The organism is Sphingomonas pruni NBRC 15498 (assembly GCF_001598455.1).
In the GTDB taxonomy this organism is placed as follows: domain Bacteria; phylum Pseudomonadota; class Alphaproteobacteria; order Sphingomonadales; family Sphingomonadaceae; genus Sphingomonas; species Sphingomonas pruni.
Map to the genome: position 1 here is coordinate 18461 of NZ_BCYZ01000015.1, position 16192 is coordinate 34652.

General features: G+C 66.5%; 12 protein-coding genes. 10 read left to right on the forward strand and 2 right to left on the reverse strand.

The window, feature by feature from the left end:
* Positions 1–3 precede the first annotated feature (3 nt).
* Together SPR01S_RS06545 and SPR01S_RS06550 are read left to right on the forward strand one after the other, a co-directional pair.
* Positions 4–1269: a ferritin-like domain-containing protein gene (locus SPR01S_RS06545; RefSeq protein ID WP_066586776.1), complete on the forward strand. Its 1266-nt coding sequence runs from the start codon at positions 4–6 to the stop codon at positions 1267–1269.
* A gap of 199 nt (positions 1270–1468) precedes the next feature.
* Positions 1469–2383: an MBL fold metallo-hydrolase gene (locus tag SPR01S_RS06550; RefSeq protein WP_066586786.1), complete on the forward strand. Its 915-nt coding sequence runs from the start codon at positions 1469–1471 to the stop codon at positions 2381–2383.
* Positions 2384–2942: 559 nt separating this feature from the next.
* Here the strand turns inward: SPR01S_RS06550 and SPR01S_RS06555 are convergent.
* Complete coding sequence (locus tag SPR01S_RS06555; RefSeq protein WP_439646726.1) at positions 2943–5297, reverse strand: thiamine pyrophosphate-binding protein; 2355 nt, start codon at positions 5295–5297, stop codon at positions 2943–2945.
* A 75-nt stretch (positions 5298–5372) separates the two neighbouring features.
* Positions 5373–6269 (reverse strand): LysR substrate-binding domain-containing protein, encoded by an 897-nt coding sequence (locus tag SPR01S_RS06560; protein ID WP_245661897.1) that lies wholly within the window; start codon positions 6267–6269, stop codon positions 5373–5375.
* Positions 6270–6485: 216 nt separating this feature from the next.
* On the opposite strand from SPR01S_RS06560, the gene SPR01S_RS06565 reads away from it, so the two are divergent.
* From SPR01S_RS06565 to SPR01S_RS06600, 8 genes are read left to right on the forward strand one after another with little or no spacing between them, the layout of a single operon-like run.
* Positions 6486–7694, forward strand: coding sequence for an aromatic ring-hydroxylating oxygenase subunit alpha (locus SPR01S_RS06565; RefSeq protein ID WP_439646727.1), 1209 nt, complete (start codon positions 6486–6488; stop codon positions 7692–7694).
* Positions 7691–8950, forward strand: a complete 1260-nt coding sequence (locus SPR01S_RS06570; RefSeq protein WP_066586792.1) for a cystathionine gamma-synthase family protein — start codon at positions 7691–7693, stop codon at positions 8948–8950. Before SPR01S_RS06565 ends, SPR01S_RS06570 begins: the two co-directional genes overlap by 4 nt.
* Complete coding sequence (locus SPR01S_RS06575) at positions 8950–10365, forward strand: FAD/NAD(P)-dependent oxidoreductase (RefSeq protein ID WP_066586796.1); 1416 nt, start codon at positions 8950–8952, stop codon at positions 10363–10365. The genes SPR01S_RS06570 and SPR01S_RS06575 overlap by 1 nt, the downstream gene beginning before the upstream one ends.
* The gene (locus SPR01S_RS06580) at positions 10358–11506 is read left to right on the forward strand and encodes an NAD(P)/FAD-dependent oxidoreductase (protein WP_066586797.1); all 1149 of its coding nucleotides are present in this window, start codon (positions 10358–10360) and stop codon (positions 11504–11506) included. The genes SPR01S_RS06575 and SPR01S_RS06580 overlap by 8 nt, the downstream gene beginning before the upstream one ends.
* Positions 11503–12759: a sarcosine oxidase subunit beta family protein gene (locus SPR01S_RS06585; RefSeq protein ID WP_066586874.1), complete on the forward strand. Its 1257-nt coding sequence runs from the start codon at positions 11503–11505 to the stop codon at positions 12757–12759. Before SPR01S_RS06580 ends, SPR01S_RS06585 begins: the two co-directional genes overlap by 4 nt.
* Positions 12759–13022 carry a sarcosine oxidase subunit delta gene (locus tag SPR01S_RS06590; RefSeq protein WP_066586800.1) on the forward strand — a complete coding sequence of 88 codons (264 nt, stop codon included), beginning with the start codon at positions 12759–12761 and terminating at the stop codon, positions 13020–13022. The genes SPR01S_RS06585 and SPR01S_RS06590 overlap by 1 nt, the downstream gene beginning before the upstream one ends.
* Complete coding sequence (locus SPR01S_RS06595) at positions 13019–15766, forward strand: 2Fe-2S iron-sulfur cluster-binding protein (protein WP_066586803.1); 2748 nt, start codon at positions 13019–13021, stop codon at positions 15764–15766. Before SPR01S_RS06590 ends, SPR01S_RS06595 begins: the two co-directional genes overlap by 4 nt.
* The gene (locus SPR01S_RS06600) at positions 15759–16190 is read left to right on the forward strand and encodes a sarcosine oxidase subunit gamma family protein (protein WP_066586877.1); all 432 of its coding nucleotides are present in this window, start codon (positions 15759–15761) and stop codon (positions 16188–16190) included. Before SPR01S_RS06595 ends, SPR01S_RS06600 begins: the two co-directional genes overlap by 8 nt.
* Positions 16191–16192 lie beyond the last annotated feature (2 nt).

The following is a 16192-nucleotide window of genomic DNA, read 5'->3' on the forward strand; positions in this document are numbered from 1 at the left end:
GAAATGCCCCAGGATACCCTCGTGCCGCCAGTCAGCCGGGAAAAGATCATGCACGCACTCTACGAGGCGGCGGAGATCGAGCACTGCCTGATGTGCACCTATCTCTACGCCGCCTTCAGCCTGCGCGACGGCGAGGGCGAGGGATTGACGGCGGAAGAGGCCGAGGCGGTGGCCCGATGGCGCCGCGCGATCCTGGGCGTGGCGATCGACGAGATGAGTCACCTGGTGGCAGTCTGGAATATTACCGCGGCGCTGGGCGGGGCGCCGCATCTTGGTCGCGCGAACTTTCCGCTCGACCCCGGTTATCTTCCGGCCGGGCTAGTCGTCCGGCTGGCGCCGTTCAACGAAGCGGTAATCCAGCATTTCATCTACCTGGAACGGCCGGAAGGATCGGATGAACGAGACGGCGCGGGTTTCGAAAGCCCGGTCGACCTGACGCGGGCGATCCCGGGGCTGCGGCTTACGCCGACCGGTTACGATTATCGCACCGTCGGCGAATTCTACGAGGAGATCAGCGGCAACCTGCGCCAGTTCGTCGACCAGATTGGCGAGGCGGCGGTGTTTTGCGGCGATCCCGCCCTGCAACTCAGCCAGGCCGAGATTCACCTGGTTGGCGCCCGTCCGGTCATGCATCTCGAAAGCGCCCTGGCGGCGATCGAGACTATCATCATCGAAGGCGAAGGCGCGCCGGCCGATCGTGACAATTCGCATTTCCAGCGGTTCATCGCGATCCGCGAGGAATTCGATGCGCTCAAAGCCAAAAATCCGGACTTCTCGCCCGCGTACCCCGCTGCCGTAAATCCCGTTCTGAGGCGCCCGCCACAGCCCGAGGGGCGCGTCTGGATCGAAGATATGGATGCAATGGCGACGATCGACCTGGCAAACGCGGCTTATGCGCTGATGCTGCGTCTGCTCGCCGAGGTCTACGCACTGCCGTCGAGCGACGATGACAAATTGCTCTATGTCGGGACGGCGGTGGGCTTGATGCGGGCACTCGCGCCGCTCGCCGAGCGCGCCGCGCGCCTGCCGGCCGGGACTTCCAATCCGCACTGCCATGCCGGGGTCTCGTTCACTGCATTGCGCGATACCGCTGCGCTGCCACCGGGAGCGAGCGCGCGGCGCTATTATCTCGAGCGGATGGAAGAACTAGCCGCGGCCGCCGACCAGATCGAGCAGGCCGATCCGCGTGGCCAGCAGGCTGCCAAGGTGCTGCACAACCTGGCCGGGCGGTTGCGCGATGCACCGGCGATCCCAATCGGACGAGGGTGACCGCCGATCTGTTTGAAGCCGCGACCTATCCGTCGGCGGTGTCCGGGTTAGGGGCCCACGGCGTTATGGGGTAGCGTGACCTATACCCTTGGATGGTTCGGTCACTGCCTCGACCCGATCGACCGTAACCGTGGCGCCACCTAACCTTTTCGATGCCACGCAAAGGCGCGCTTGAGATCACGATCAGGAGGTTAGAAACATGAAGCCCGACAATATCTTGAACCCGGCCGGACCCGCGTCCGACGAACTGGTCCCGTCCCGCTATGCTCTGCGCATCGGCGACATCGAGGTGCTTGTAATCAGCGACGGCGTGCTGCCGCTGCCCACCGAAACCATGTCGACCAATGTCGATCCCGCCGAGCGCGAAGCGTGGTTCAAGACCATGTTCCTGGGCCCGGACGCGTTCGACTGGGCGCTCAACGTGCTGGTGGTGCGCAGCGGCGATCAGACCATTCTCATCGATGCCGGTCTGGGCGGGCAGTTCGATGGCTTTCCGCGCGCCGGCCAGTCGCTGCGGCGGATCGAGGCCGCGGGAATCGACCTGGGCTCGGTAACCGATGTCGTCCTGACCCACATGCATATGGACCATGTCGGCGGCCTGCTCAGCGAAGATGTGAAGAGCCGGCTGCGTCCGGATTTACGAATCCACGTTTCCGCGGCCGAAGTCGAGTTCTGGGCCGCGCCCGATTTCTCGCGTACCGATATGCCGGACCCTGTGCCCGAGGTGCTGCGGTCGACCGCCAAGCAATTTCTCGACCAGTATCACAATAAGCTGCGAACATTCGCCGACGAGCAGGAAATCGCTCCGGGCGTGGTCGCGCGCCGCACTGGCGGCCATACGCCAGGCCACAGCGTCATCAGCGTCAGCTCGGGCAAGGATCGACTGACCTTCGCCGGCGATCTCGTCTTCCCGGTCGCCTTCGATCACCCGGAATGGCACAACGGCTTCGAACACGATCCCGAGGAGTCGGTGCGGGTACGTGTCCGATTGCTGCGGGAAGCGGCTGCGAGCGGCGAATGGCTGGTTGCGACGCACATGCCGTTCCCGTCGGTGGGCCACGTGGCGCTCAATGGCGATCGCTTCCGCTGGGTCGCGGCGTTCTGGGATTACTGACGGACCGAATGTGGGTGCGTTCGTAGCCTGCGAGCGCGCCCCATCCGACTTCCGGGTTGCGGTACAGGCGGATTGAGGCAGCAGGCGCCGGCACCAAGATCAAACGCTCGAAGAATATCCATAATGCGACCCATCCTCGCCATTCGAGTGTAGGCGGCTGTCGCCTGAAAGCCGCCATGCAACAAAATGAGCAATAGGGTTGTAAAAATAAGATCTCGATGAGCCAATTGTTGCGCCTACGGCCGCTTTAACCGCCTCGCCAGGGAAAGCAGCCAGCAGCAAAGTCCCCAAAGCGTCATTCGGACTTTGGCCGAATACTTGCGTTGTATCGTGGGTTCGATTACGGTGCACTCCGTCGAACTGAGCTGACAAGCACCTGTTTTCAGAAGAAAAAGTTTTTGGGCCTTTCCGGGGTATATTCCGAGGTATCGAAAAAAAGCGGATCGATCAGAACCAAGGCAAATCAGCCACTTATTAAATTGGTTCGAATCCCTCCCGCTCCGCCACCCGGCCCTCGACCGAGGTTCGCACCCCGCCGCGGCCGCAGATTGCCCTGCCTCTATCGCAATATCAGCTCGGCGACGGCGTCGATAATCGCCTCGGCGTCGAGCCGGTAGCGACCATAGAGATCGGGTAGGTCGCCGGTTTGGCCGAACCGGTCGGTGCCCAAAGGGCTTACCCGCATCCCTTTCACCGCGCCCAGCCACGACAAGGTGGACGGCGCCCCGTCGATCACCGTCACCAGGCCGGCGGTGTCGGCCAGCGCATCTAGCAGGGTCTCGACATGCGCCGGCGCGCGCGAGCCGCCGGTCCAGCGGCCGGCATGCCGGGCCGACCAGCCGCGATGGAGCAGGTCGGGCGAGGTTATCATCAGCAGGCCGAGGCCGGGCAGGTCTTCGGCCAGCATCGCATGCGCCGTCAGCACTTCCGGGGCGATCGCGCCGGTAAAGGCGATCGCGGCGTCGCGCGGTCCGGTCGGCGGGATCAGCCAATATCCCCCCTTCAGCGCATCATCGGTCCAATCGCTGTCCGTCCGCGCGACCTGCTGAAGCGACCGGGTCGACAGCCGGAGATAGACCGAACCGCCATCGGCCGCCTGCATATGATCGAACGCCCAGCGCATGATCAGCGCCAGCTCATCGGCAAAGGCCGGTTCGAAATAGGTCAGGCCTGGTTGCCCCATGCCGATCAGCGGCGAATTGATCGACTGATGCGCGCCGCCTTCCGGCCCCAGCGTCAGCCCCGACGGCGTCGCCACCAGCAGAAAGCGCGAATCCTGGTAGCAACCATAATTGAGCGCGTCCAAGCCACGCGCGATGAACGGATCGTAGACCGTACCGATCGGCATGAGCCGGGTCCCGAATAACGGGCCGGACAGGCCGAGTGCTGCGAGCATCAGGAACAGGTTGTTCTCGGCAATGCCCAGCTCGATATGCTGGCCGGCGCCGTGTCCGCCCCATTTCTGCGCGCTCGGAATCCTAGCGGCGGCGAACACATCGGCCAATTCCTGGCGGCGGAACAACCCGCGCTGGTTCACGAACGCGCCGAGATTGGTCGAGACAGTGACGTCGGGGGACGTCGTGACGATCCGGTCGGCAAGCGCACGCGCGTCCGCATCGCCGCTCTTCGCCAGGTCCAACAGAATTCGCCCGAACGCCGCCTGGGTCGAAAGCTCCTCGCCTTCCGGCACCGGTAGCGCGGCCGGGACCGGCACGGTGGCGACCGAAGTATCGCGGCGCGGCATAGCCAGCGTGCTGCGGGCAACGAACTCGCGCGTTTCGGCCGCCAGATTGCCGCCGAGGCCGGCAAAAGGCTCCCATTCGTCGCCCGCCGCCACGCCCAGACTGTCGCGCAATTGCTCGACCTGACCGGGATTCATCAGCCCGGCATGGTTATCCTTGTGCCCGGCAAAGGGCAGGCCATAGCCCTTGACCGTATAGGCGATGAACAGCGTGGGGACATCGTCGGCAGCCTGGGCGAACGCGTCGAGCAACGTCTCGATGCAATGACCGCCAAGATTGGTCATCAAACCGGCGAGCGCCTCGTCGTCGAACCCCGCGATCAGCGCCAGAGCCTCAGGCTCGGCCGCGAGATCGGCGGTCAGGCGCGCACGCCACGCCGATCCGCCCTGATAGGTCAGAGCGGCGAAATCGGCATTGGGACAGGCGTCGATCCAGTCGGCGATCGCGGCGCCGCCCGGCCGCGCGAACACCTCGCGCTGGCGCTTGCCGTGCTTGAGCGTGACCACTCGCCAGCCGCAGGTTTCGAAAATGTCGTCGAAACGGCGGAACATCCGATCCGCCGTCGTCGCGTCCAGGCTCTGGCGGTTATAGTCGACGATCCACCAGCAATTGCGGATGTCGTGCTTGTACGCCTCGATCAGGCATTCGTAGATATTGCCTTCATCGAGCTCGGCATCGCCCATCAGCGCGATCATGCGCCCGGTTTCGGCGTCGGCCAGCTGCCCGTGGGCGACCAGATAATCCTGGACCAGGCTGGCAAAGGCGGTGATCGCTACGCCGAGTCCGACCGAGCCAGTCGAGAAGTCGACCGGAATCCGGTCCTTGGTGCGGCTGGGATAGCTTTGCGCGCCGCCGAATCCGCGGAAGCGCTGCAGCGCGTCCAACGACTGCTGGCCGAGCAGATAATGGATCGCGTGCAAGACCGGTCCGGCATGCGGCTTTACCGCGACCTTGTCGTTCGGCCCCAACGCGCCGAAATAGAGCGCGGTCATGATCGTGGTGATCGACGCGCAACTCGCCTGGTGCCCGCCGACCTTCAGCCCGTCGCGGCTTTCTCTCAGATGATTGGCGTTGTGGATCGTCCAGACCGCCAGCCAGCGCAGTCGCGTCTCGACCGCTTCGAGAATGGCGATCGTCGCCGGGTCGGTGTTGGCGCGGGGGGAAACAGGCATATCCATGTCGTCCGAATAGGCGCTGACCGAGCGGCTGTGAAAAGAATTTCTGCATGACGCCGCAACGTCACATCATCACGCCGCCGCCAAATTCTGCCGTTCCATGAATTGCCCGATCAGCCAGCTGCGGAAAGAGGAAATGGCGGGATCCGCCAGATCGTCCGGGCGCAGCTTGAGGTAATAACCGAAGCCGTCGTCCATTGCGGTGTCGAACGGCACCACGAGACGGCCCGCAGCGATCTCCGGCGCGAACATCTCGACATCGGCCAGCACCACGCCGTCGGCCGACATCGCGTAATTGACCGCAAGCGACAGCGTATCGAACGCCAGCCCGCGATCGGCATCGAGGGTGATGCGCGCCTGCCGGGCGTAGGTCGCCCATAACAGCCCGCGCGGCTCGCCATTGATCGTCGAATGCAGCAGGTCGTTGTCGGCCAGGAATTGTTCGAGCGACTTGCCGGCGTGGCGCCGCGCCACCTCCGGCGAGCAGACCGGCGCGACGCGCACCGTCCAGAGCAGATCGGTCACACGGTCGTCGATATTCGGCCGGTCGAACACGATCGCCATGTCGGTTTCGTCGCGCGGCAGGCCGGTCACGGGCGAGCTCGATATGTCGATGCGGATATTGGGATTCTCGGCATGGAAAGTGCGGATCATCGGCATGACGACCTGCTGCAGCAGCGACGGCGGGATATGGACGCGGATCGGCCGCCCGGCTTCCGGATTGATGCTGATCGAGTTGATCGTGTGTTCGAGCCGATCGAACGAGCGTCGCACTTCCGGCAATAAAGCGGCGCCGGCGGGAGTCAGCGCCAGCTTCTGACCGGAGCGATCGAACAGCTTCTGCCCGATCAGTTCTTCGAGCACGATGATGTGCCGGCTGACCGCGCTCTGCGACACGTTGAGCGCCTGCGCCCCCGCAGTGAAGCTCAGTCTCTGCCCGACCGCGTCGAAGGCGCGCAGCGCGTTCAACGGAAGCCAGCGCCGATTGATCTGCGTGCGTGCGATCGTTTTCCTCCGTCCCTCAATGCCTAAATCAGATACCAAACCGCTTTTTTCGGGACATGCAACCGGGCGGGCCGCTCGGAACCCCGTCCTCGCGTTTTTTACATACCGCCATGCGCAAATGCGATTTTTCGTCGTCCGTCCCGCCGTGTCACACCCGATGCCGGTTGGGGGCTGGAGACAGTGTTGGATCTGAACGGAATATCGGCGTTGCTTGGTGCGCGCCCTGCGGGCCATTCGTTGCCGCGCGGTCTCTACAGCGACCCTGCTGCGTTCGAGTTCGACATGGAGGCGGTGTTCGGGCGATCTTGGCTGTTCGCCGGGTTCGAGGCCGAAGTGCGCAATCCCGGCGACTATCTGTCGATCATGATCGGCCATTGGCCGGTGCTGGTGGTGCGCGGCCGCGACGGAGCACTGCGCGCGTTTCACAATAGCTGCCGTCATCGCGGATCGATCCTGTGCAAGCCAGGCAACGGCAATGCCGCCAGGCTGACCTGTCCTTATCATCGCTGGACCTATGGCCTCGATGGCCGGCTGCTCGCCGCGGGGCGGATGCCCGACGATTTCGACAAGGGCGACCATGCGCTTGTGTCGCTTCACCTCGAGACCGTGGCAGGCGTGATCTTCATCTGCCTGGCCGAGACGCCGCCGGATTTCTCGGTCCTGCGCCTTGACCTGGCGCCGCTCTTGGCGCCGCACCGTTTCGACCGCGCCAAGGTCGCGCACAAATCGGTCCTGGTCGAATATGCCAATTGGAAATTGGTGATGGAGAATGGCCGCGAATGCTATCATTGCGCGACCGGCCATCCCGAGCTCGCGCGGACCTTTCCGGTCACCGCCGATGAATATTTCGATCTCGACGGCAGCGAGGCGCGCGCCTTTGCCGCCCGGATGACGGATCTCGGGCTGCCGACCGGACCGGTCGGCGAGGATTGGTGGCAGGCGGTGCGGTTCGGCCTCAATCCCGGCAATGTCGCTATGACCGTCAGCGGCGATTTTGCCGTCAGCAAATTGATGTGCGACCTGGGCGGCGGCGATATCGGGTCGCTGCGCTGGGCGATCGAGCCCAACAATTTCTGCCATTCGACCAGCGAATATACCTTTGCCTTCAACGCCATGCCGGTCGCGCCCGGCGAAACCCACGTCGTCTCGACCTGGCTGGTCGATGAGGATGCGGTGGAAGGCGTCGATTACGATGTCGCGACCCTGACGCAATTGTGGACGCTGACCAACTTGCAGGACAAGGAATTCGCCGAGAACAACCAGATCGGCGTGAACTCGCCGGGCTATCGGCCGGGTCCCTACAGCCCGAGCGCGGAATCGCTGACCTTGCGCTTCGTCGACTGGTATTGTGCCAAGGCGGCCGATTATATCGAGCGAGCGGCGGCATGACCGAGGGCGATGCCCGGCGCTGGCATCCCGAGACGCTCGCGGTGCGCGCCGGCTACGATCCCGCGAGCGGGGCCAATGCCGCCAAGCCGCCAATCTACATGACATCGACGTTCGCCTACGCCTCGGCGCGACAGGCGAAGGACATCCACCAGGCCTATTTCGACGGCACCGGCCCCGAAGTCGGCCATGCCGCGCACATCTATTCGCGGCTGGGCCATCCCAATCTCGACATGGTCGAGGCGCGATTGGCGGCGCTCGACGGCGCCGAGGCGGCGGCTGCGTTCAACAGCGGCATGGCGACGCACAGCGCCATCGCGCTCGCTCATTTGCGGCCGGGCGACGCGATGGTGTTCAGCCGCCCGATCTACGGCGGCACCAACGGGCTTTACACGCAACTGATGCCGGCCCTGGGCGTCGGCCATGCCGAATTCGTCGATGGCTGCGACCGCGCGGATGTGGAAGCCGCGGTGGACGCCGCCTCGCGTCAAGGGCCGGTCAAGCTGATCGTGGTAGAAAGCCCGGCCAACCCGACCGCTGCGATCGTCGATATCGCGATGGTCGTCGCCGTCGCCGATGCGCTCGGCACCAAGACCGGAACGCGGCCGCTGGTGGTGGTCGACAACACCCTGCTCGGCCCCTTCATGCAGCGCCCGATCGCGCTCGGCGCCGATCTGTGCATGACCAGCCTGACCAAATATTGCGGCGGGCATAGCGACCTGCTGGCGGGCGGCGTATCGGGGCGCGAGGCGCTGATCCAGCCCTTGCGCCTGCTGCGCACGACCCTGGGCAGCCATCTCGACCCCTATACAAGCTGGCTGTTGCTGCGGTCGATGGAGACGGTGCATCTGCGCGTCGAGCGCGCGATGGACAATGCGCGCGCGGTCGCGACCTTTCTGCGCGACCACGCCAAGGTGGCAAAAGTCACCTATCTCGGCTTTCTGGCGGAGGGGACGCCGCAACGCGCGGTCTATGATCGCCAATGCGGCGCGGCGGGATCGACCTTTTCGTTCGATCTGGTCGGCGGCGAGGCGGAGGCCTTCCGCTTCCTCGACCGGCTCGAATTGCTGCGTTTCGCGGTGAGCCTGGGCGGGTCGGAGACGCTGATCACGCATCCCGCCACGACCACGCATTATGCGATCTCGCCCGATGAACGCATCGCGGGCGGTATCACCGACGCGACGTTACGGCTGTCTGTCGGGATCGAGCACATCGACGATCTGATCGGCGATCTGCGACAAGCGCTGAACGCGGTCTGATGGCGGCGGACGTCCACGCGATCGACGGCAAGATTCCCGCGCCCGACGAGCGGTTCGATCTGGTCGTCGTCGGCGCCGGCACCGCCGGAACCGATGCGGCGATCGACGCGGCGAAAGCGGGCGCCCGCGTCTTGCTGGTCGACGAGAATCCCGTGCCGGGGGCGATGATCGGAACCGACGTGCCGCAATTCTTCGGCGGCCGGGCGACCGCGGCAGTGCAGCAACAGGGACGCATGGTCGAACAGGTGTTTGCGACCAACTTTCGGCTGGAAGAGGCTTTCGAGGCGGGCGTCGATGTCCGGCTGGGGACCGTTGCCTGGGGATTGTACGTCAATGGCGCGGCGATGCGCGCGCTGCCGGAGCCGATGCTCGGCATTGCCGACGCCGAGCGTGCGCAAATGGTCGGGTTCGACCGCCTGATATTGGCGACCGGCGCGCGCGACATCGCGCTGGGGTTCGCAGGGTGGAACCAGCCGGGCGTGATGGGCGCGCAAGGCTTTGCGCTACTGCTGACCCGCTACGAAGCCTTTGCCGGCCGGCGCGTGATGGTGGTGGGATCGGACCGGCTCGGACTCGAAACCGCGCTGCTCGCGGCCGATCGGGGGATCGAGGTCGCCGCGATCGTCGAGATCGGCGACGCGATCGCGGGTCCTTCAGACCTTGCCGCGCGGGTGGCCGCGATCGGGATACCGGTACTGGCCGGCACCACGATCGCCGCGGCGGTCGGCGGCGCGGATGGGGTCGAGCGCGTGACCCTGACGCGGATGAGCGACGATAGCCGCCATGAGGTGGAGTGCGATACGATCGTGCTGGCGATCGGCGTGCAGCCGGCGACCGAATTACTCCAGGCAGCCGGTGCGGGTCCCGGTGAGGCGATCGCGTTGATCGGCGATTGCGCGGAGGCGCGCGCCCCGGTCTCCGCACGATTGACGGCCTGGGCGGAGGCATTGGGCCGCCACGCGACGGACGATATGATCGTCTGCCAATGCGAAGAGGTAACGCGCGCCGACATTCTCGGCGTGCAGCCGCCGCGCTATCTCGACCGGCCGGCGCCGATGGCGGCACGGTCGCTGGCCACGCTGGCCGCCGACGGCCCTTCGCATCCCGACCAGATCAAGCGGCTGACGCGCGCCGGCATGGGGCAATGCCAGGGGCGGCGGTGCCGCGATCAGGTGCGCTGCCTCCTCGCCAAAGCGGACGGCTTGCCCCTCGACCGGGTGCCGGTGGCGAGCTTCCGCGCGCCGGTGCGACCGGTGCCGCTAAGCGTGCTGGCCGACCGGGACGAGCGTCCCGACATGACCGCCGGCTGGGACGTCTGGTTCGGCATCCCGACGCAATGGACGCCGTACGCCGTGATCGGAACGCCCGAGGAAGCCGAGCACGTCTCCGGCCTGGGCGGTAACATGCATGTCTGACGCGGGTCTGCCAAACGGCGCGGACGTGGTGGTGATCGGCGCGGGGGTCACGGGGCTCAGCGCCGCATGGTGGCTGGCGCGATCGGGCCTCGCCGTCGTCGTGCTCGACAAGGGCATTGTCGGTTGGGAAGCGTCGGGCCGCAATGGCGGCGGCGCGTCGCATTACCAGAGCCCGTTGTTCGCCGAGGAGCAGCGGCTGTGGCCGCAGATGGACGATCTGCTCGGCTATCCCACCGAATATGTCCGCGAGCGGATCATCATCCAGCGCGATCCGGCGTTGCTCGACCATTATCGCGCCGTCGGGCGGATGTGCACGGCGATGGGCTATCCGGTCGACGATCTCGATTCGCGGCAAGCGCAGGAACTGGTGCCGCTGACGGACGAAACGTGCCTGGGCGGCATCCACCTGCGCTTCGGCGGCCACGCCAATCCGCAGCGCACGGTACAGGCTTATGCCTGGGCGCTCCAGGATCTGGGCGGCCGCGTCATCCAGCATTGCCAGGTCTCGACGATCGAGACCAAGGGCGGGCGGGCCAGCGCGGTCGTGACTCCGCGCGGCACAATCGCCTGCGATGCGCTGGTCGTCGCCGCCGGGCCGCAGACCGAGGCTTTGGTCGCGCCGCTGGGGATAAAATTTCCGCTGGCGGCGGCACGCGCCGAGATGATCGTGACCGAGCCGGCGCCGCTGATGAAGATCGGCGGGGTCGACGGCAACGGTCTGTACGGACGTCAGACCTTGCGCGGCAATCTCGCTTTCGGCGGCGGCCCGCACGAGTGGATCGGCACCACGCCAGAGGGCCCGCCCGGACGCCCGACCTCTCCGCTGACCCGCAACCTTGCGCGCCGGGTGGCGGAGATGTTCCCGCGCGCGGCAAAGCTCAACGTCATCCGCTCCTGGGCCGGCGTGATCGAGAACACGCCCGACGGCCGCCCGATCATCGACCGGCCGGCGGACCCCGGCAACGTCACGGTCGCGACCATGTCCGGGGTCGGCTTCGGCCTGTCGCCGGCGAGCGGCCATGCCATTCGCGACCTGGTGGTCGACGGCGCCTGCTCGTTCACCGACATCGCGAAACTCGGCGTAGCGCGCTTCGCCGAGCTCGAACCCGACTGGCGCGAACGGCGCGGATGGGCGGCATGAAGCGCTATTCGGCGATGGCGCTGCTCCGCGCGGGGCTCACCGGCCAGCGCGGCTGGGAGCGCGCGTGGCGCGACCCCGAGCCGAAACCGCATTACGAGGTGATCGTGATCGGCGGCGGCGGGCATGGCCTGTCCACGGCCTATTACCTCGCCAAGGTTCATGGCGTGCGGTCGGTCGCGGTGCTCGAGCGCGGCTGGATCGGCGGCGGCAATACCGGCCGCAACACGACTATCGTGCGCTCCAACTACCGCCAGAAGCCGCTACATGATCTGTTCGATTTCGCGCTCGGCCTGTGGGAGGGGATGAGCGACGCGCTCAATTACAACGTGATGTTCTCGCCGCGCGGCGCGCTGTTCCTCGGCCATTCGGACGCCGACATGACCCAGCTCGCGCAGCGCGGCGATGCGTTGCGCTGCTCGGGGATCGATGCCGAGCTGATGACGCCCGACGCCGTGCACCGCCTGGTTCCGTTGCTCGACATGTCGCCCGACGCGCGTTTCCCGATCCATGGCGGCCTGATCCAGCGGCGCGGCGGAACCGCGCGGCATGACGCGGTCGCCTGGGGCTATGCCCGCGCCGCCGATGCGCAGGGCGTCGACGTCATCCAGAATTGCGAAGTGACCGGACTGGTCATGGCGGGCGGTCGAGTGACCGGCGTCGAGACCACGCGCGGCACCATCGGCGCGGGCCGTGTCGGAATCTGCGTCGCCGGCAATAGCGGACCGGTCGCGGCAATGGCGGGCCTGAAGCTGCCGATCGAGGCGCAGACCTTGCAGGCCTTCGTCACCGAACCGGTCAAGCCGATGATCGATACCGTGGTGATGTCGCAATCGCTGCATTGTTACATCAGCCAGTCGGACAAGGGCGGTATCGTGCTGGGCGGCGATCCCGATCAATTCCCCAGTTATGCCCAGCGCGGCCTGCCGATCCGGCTGGAAAAGGCGGCGGCGGAAGCGATCGCGCTGGTCCCCGCGCTGTCGCGGCTGCGCATGGTGCGCTGCTGGTCGGGCACGACCGACATGAGCTTCGACGGATCGCCGATCATCTCCGCGCTGCCGGTCGATGGCCTCTATCTCAACGGGGGCTGGTGCTATGGCGGGTTCAAGGCGACCCCGGGATCGGGCTGGTGCTACGCGCATCTGCTCGCGACCGGCGAAAGCCACCCGCTTGCGGCGCCCTTTTCCTTCGACCGCTTCGCGACCGGCGCAACGATCGACGAAGCGGGGGTCGGCTTCATGCCGCAATTACGCTGATGATGCTGATCGATTGTCCCTATTGCGGCGAACGCGCCCAGGCCGAGTTCACCTATGAGCGCACGCTCGACTCGATCGTCAGCCTGGACATGCCGGTCGAGGAAGTGCTGGCGCGATTGTTCTCGCGCGCCAACCCACGCGGGGAAGATCGCGAGCTGTGGCGGCATACGTTCGGCTGCCGGCAATGGCTGGTGTTGCGCCGCCACCGGCGGACACATGCCATTGCCGCGGTCGACCCCTATGCGCCGGACGACCCGGAATGACGGCGCCACGCCGTATTGCCGACGGCGCGACCGACAGTCTGCGCTTCACGTTCGACGGCCGCGCGATGACGGCGCGGCCCGGCGATACGCTCGCGGCGGCGCTGCTCGCGAACGGCGTGTCATTGGTCGCGCGGAGCTTCAAATATCACCGCCCGCGCGGCATCATGGCGGCGGGGGTCGAGGAACCCAATGCCCTGGTCACGGTCGGTGAGGGAGGGCGTACCGAGCCCAATACACGCGCGACCGATGTCTTCGTCTATGACGGTCTGGTCGCGCGCAGCCAGAATGCCTGGCCATCGTTGAATTTCGATATGGGCGCCATGAACGGGATGCTGGCGCGGTTCCTTCCGGCCGGATTCTATTACAAGACCTTCTTCGGGCCGGCGTCGCGCTGGATGCTCTACGAGCGGTTCATCCGCCGGGCGGCCGGCCTGGGCAAGGCGCCGGTCGATAGAGATCCCGACCATTTCGAGCATCGCGCGGCCTTTTGCGACGTGCTCGTCGTCGGCGGCGGGCCGGCCGGCATCCAGGTCGCGCGCGACGCGGCAGCGTCCGGCGGCCGCGTGATCCTGGTCGAGCAAGATGCCTTGCTCGGCGGCAGCGCCTTGCGCGACGGCATTGCGGTTCCGGACCCGGTACAAGCCGGCGTGCGCATGATGCTGCGCACGACCGCGTCGGGCAATTGGGATCATGGCTTCGTCACCCTGGTCGAGCGGATCGCCGAACCCGGTCAGCAGCCGCCCGCCGGAATGCCGGCGCAGCGCCTATGGCATGTTCGCGCCAAAAGGATCGTACTCGCGACCGGCGCGATCGAGCGCCCGCTGACGTTCGCGGGCAACGACCGCCCGGGCGTGATGCTCGCGAGCGCGGTGCGCGCCTATATCCGCCGCCACGGCGTACTGGCCGGCCAGAGGGTAGTGATCGCGACCAACAATGACGACGCCTATCGCACGGCCGATGCCGCGCGGGAGGCAGGCGGAACGGTCGTTGCGATCCTCGATAGCCGGCCGGAACCGCCGGCCGCAGAACATCCAACCTTCGCCGATGCCGTGCCGCTGGCGGCGCATGGCGGGCGCGGCGGGGTCACCGCCATCACGGCGCGTGTCGGCGCGACGACGCGGCGGTTCGATGCCGATGTCGTCGCGATGTCCGGCGGCTTCACCCCGGTCGTCCACCTGCACAGCCAGGCCGGCGGGACGCTCGGCTGGCGCGAGGACATCCAAGCGTTCGTGCCCGAGGGCGGGCCCGAATGGATTGAGTCGGTCGGCAGTGCCGTGGGCGAAGTCGAGCCGATCGCTCCCGCTTCGGCAGAGTTGCCCGATCCCAAGCACAGCTTCATCGATTTCCAGAACGACGTCGCCGCCAGCGACGTCGATCTTGCCTGGCGCGAAGGCTATCGCTCGGTCGAGCACCTCAAGCGCTACACCACGCTCGGCATGGCGACCGATCAGGGCAAGACCAGCAATATGGCCGGTCTCGCCCGGCTGGCGACGAGCGCCGGAGTGACGATACCGCAGGCCGGCCTCACCACGTTCCGCCCGCCCTATACGCCGCTAACGCTGGGCGCGATGGCGGGAGCCGATGGCGGCGGTCACGCCGCGCCGCGGCGGCGAATCGCGCTTCACGACGTTCACGAGGCTCGCGCAGCCTTATGGCAGCCGCTTGGTTTGTGGCATCGCCCGCGCGCCTATCCACAGATCGGCGAGACGCTCCATGACGCCGCCCTTCGCGAAGCGCGCGCGGTCCGTACTATCGCTGGCCTCACCGATGTTTCGACCCTGGCCAAGTTCGCGGTGCACGGCCCCGATGCGGCGCGCTTGCTCGAGATGGTCTGCGCGACGGGCATCGCCAAGCTGGCGGTCGGGCGCGGGCGCTACACCTTCATGCTGCGCGAAGACGGCATGGTGCTGGATGACGGCACCGTCTGGCGGCTCGACGAAAACGGCTATCTGCTGACCAGCTCGACCGGTGGCGCCGATCGGATGGAAGCGCATCTAAGCTACGTCCATCGCGTCCTTGCCCCGACATTGCGCGTCTCGGTCGTCGCGCAGCAGGAACATTATGCCGGGATCGCGCTGGCCGGGCCGCGTGCCGCAGCCATTCTCGCTGACCTCACCGGGATCGAGCCGCCCGCGCATATGGGGCTGGCGCGCGCCAAGGTCGCCGGTGTGCCAGCGCTGATCCTGGCCGCCAGCTATAGTGGCGAGCGCGCGTTCGAACTCTATGCCGCCGGTCACGATGCGGCGCCCATATGGGGTGCAATCGAGGATAAGGTGCGCGCGGCCGGCGGCTTTCCCTATGGGCTCGAAGCGCTGGAGTTCCTGCGGATCGAGAAAGGGCACGTGGTGATCGGCGCCGAGGCCGATGGCCGCACCACGCCGCACGATCTCGGGCTCGAGCGCATGCTGCGCAAGGCAGGAGGGTTCGTCGGAGCGCAAGCGCTCGCGCGCCCTGCTTTGGCGGCGCCGGATCGGCGCCGGCTGGTCGGCCTCGTGTCTTCGGAGCAAATTCCCGAAGGCGCGATGCTAGTGGCGAATCACGGCGCCACGGTCGAAGGACATGTCACCTCCGCCGGACCGCGGTTGCTCGAATCCGGTGGCGCCGCCCTGGCCCTGCTCGCCGGCGGCATGGCGCGCGAGGGCGAGACGTTGCTTGCGACCTCGCCGACGCGCGACAGGCACGTTCGCGTCACCGTGACCGCTCCGGTGTTCCACGATCCCGATGGGGCGCGCTATCGTGATTGACGCAGATGTCGCCTTGGCTCCCGCGCGCGACGTGACCGTCCTCGACCTGTGGGAAGGCGAGCTTCCCGCGATCGCCGCGGGCGCGATGCAGGTCGAACCGCGCCGCTGGTGGCTGATCGATCGAGGCGAAGCGACCGAGGAGATAGACACGGCGATCGCCGGGCGTGGCGTGCTGGTGCCGATCGGCGGCGGACTGACCCGCGCGACGATCAGCGGGCCCGGGTGGCGCGATTTGCTGTCGGTCAGCGGCTTCTTCGACGTTCACCATTCGGGTTTCGGCGCAGGAAGCGCGGTAAGCACCATCATCCATCACGTGCCGGTACGGATCCGCGTCACCGGCGCGTCGAGCTGCGACGTCTTTTTCGCGACCAGCTATGCATCAACGCTGGCCGAACTCTGGCAAAAGACCAGCAAGGGGGGATGATC

Coding starts and splice junctions, on each gene's coding strand:
- SPR01S_RS06555 (WP_439646726.1), bottom strand. CDS start 5,297: ATGCCTGTTTCCCCCCGCGCCAACACCGACCCGGCGACGATCGCCATT.
- SPR01S_RS06545 (WP_066586776.1), top strand. CDS start 4: ATGCCCCAGGATACCCTCGTGCCGCCAGTCAGCCGGGAAAAGATCATG.
- SPR01S_RS06550 (WP_066586786.1), top strand. CDS start 1,469: ATGAAGCCCGACAATATCTTGAACCCGGCCGGACCCGCGTCCGACGAA.
- SPR01S_RS06585 (WP_066586874.1), top strand. CDS start 11,503: ATGAAGCGCTATTCGGCGATGGCGCTGCTCCGCGCGGGGCTCACCGGC.
- SPR01S_RS06570 (WP_066586792.1), top strand. CDS start 7,691: ATGACCGAGGGCGATGCCCGGCGCTGGCATCCCGAGACGCTCGCGGTG.
- SPR01S_RS06580 (WP_066586797.1), top strand. CDS start 10,358: ATGTCTGACGCGGGTCTGCCAAACGGCGCGGACGTGGTGGTGATCGGC.
- SPR01S_RS06595 (WP_066586803.1), top strand. CDS start 13,019: ATGACGGCGCCACGCCGTATTGCCGACGGCGCGACCGACAGTCTGCGC.
- SPR01S_RS06590 (WP_066586800.1), top strand. CDS start 12,759: ATGATGCTGATCGATTGTCCCTATTGCGGCGAACGCGCCCAGGCCGAG.
- SPR01S_RS06575 (WP_066586796.1), top strand. CDS start 8,950: ATGGCGGCGGACGTCCACGCGATCGACGGCAAGATTCCCGCGCCCGAC.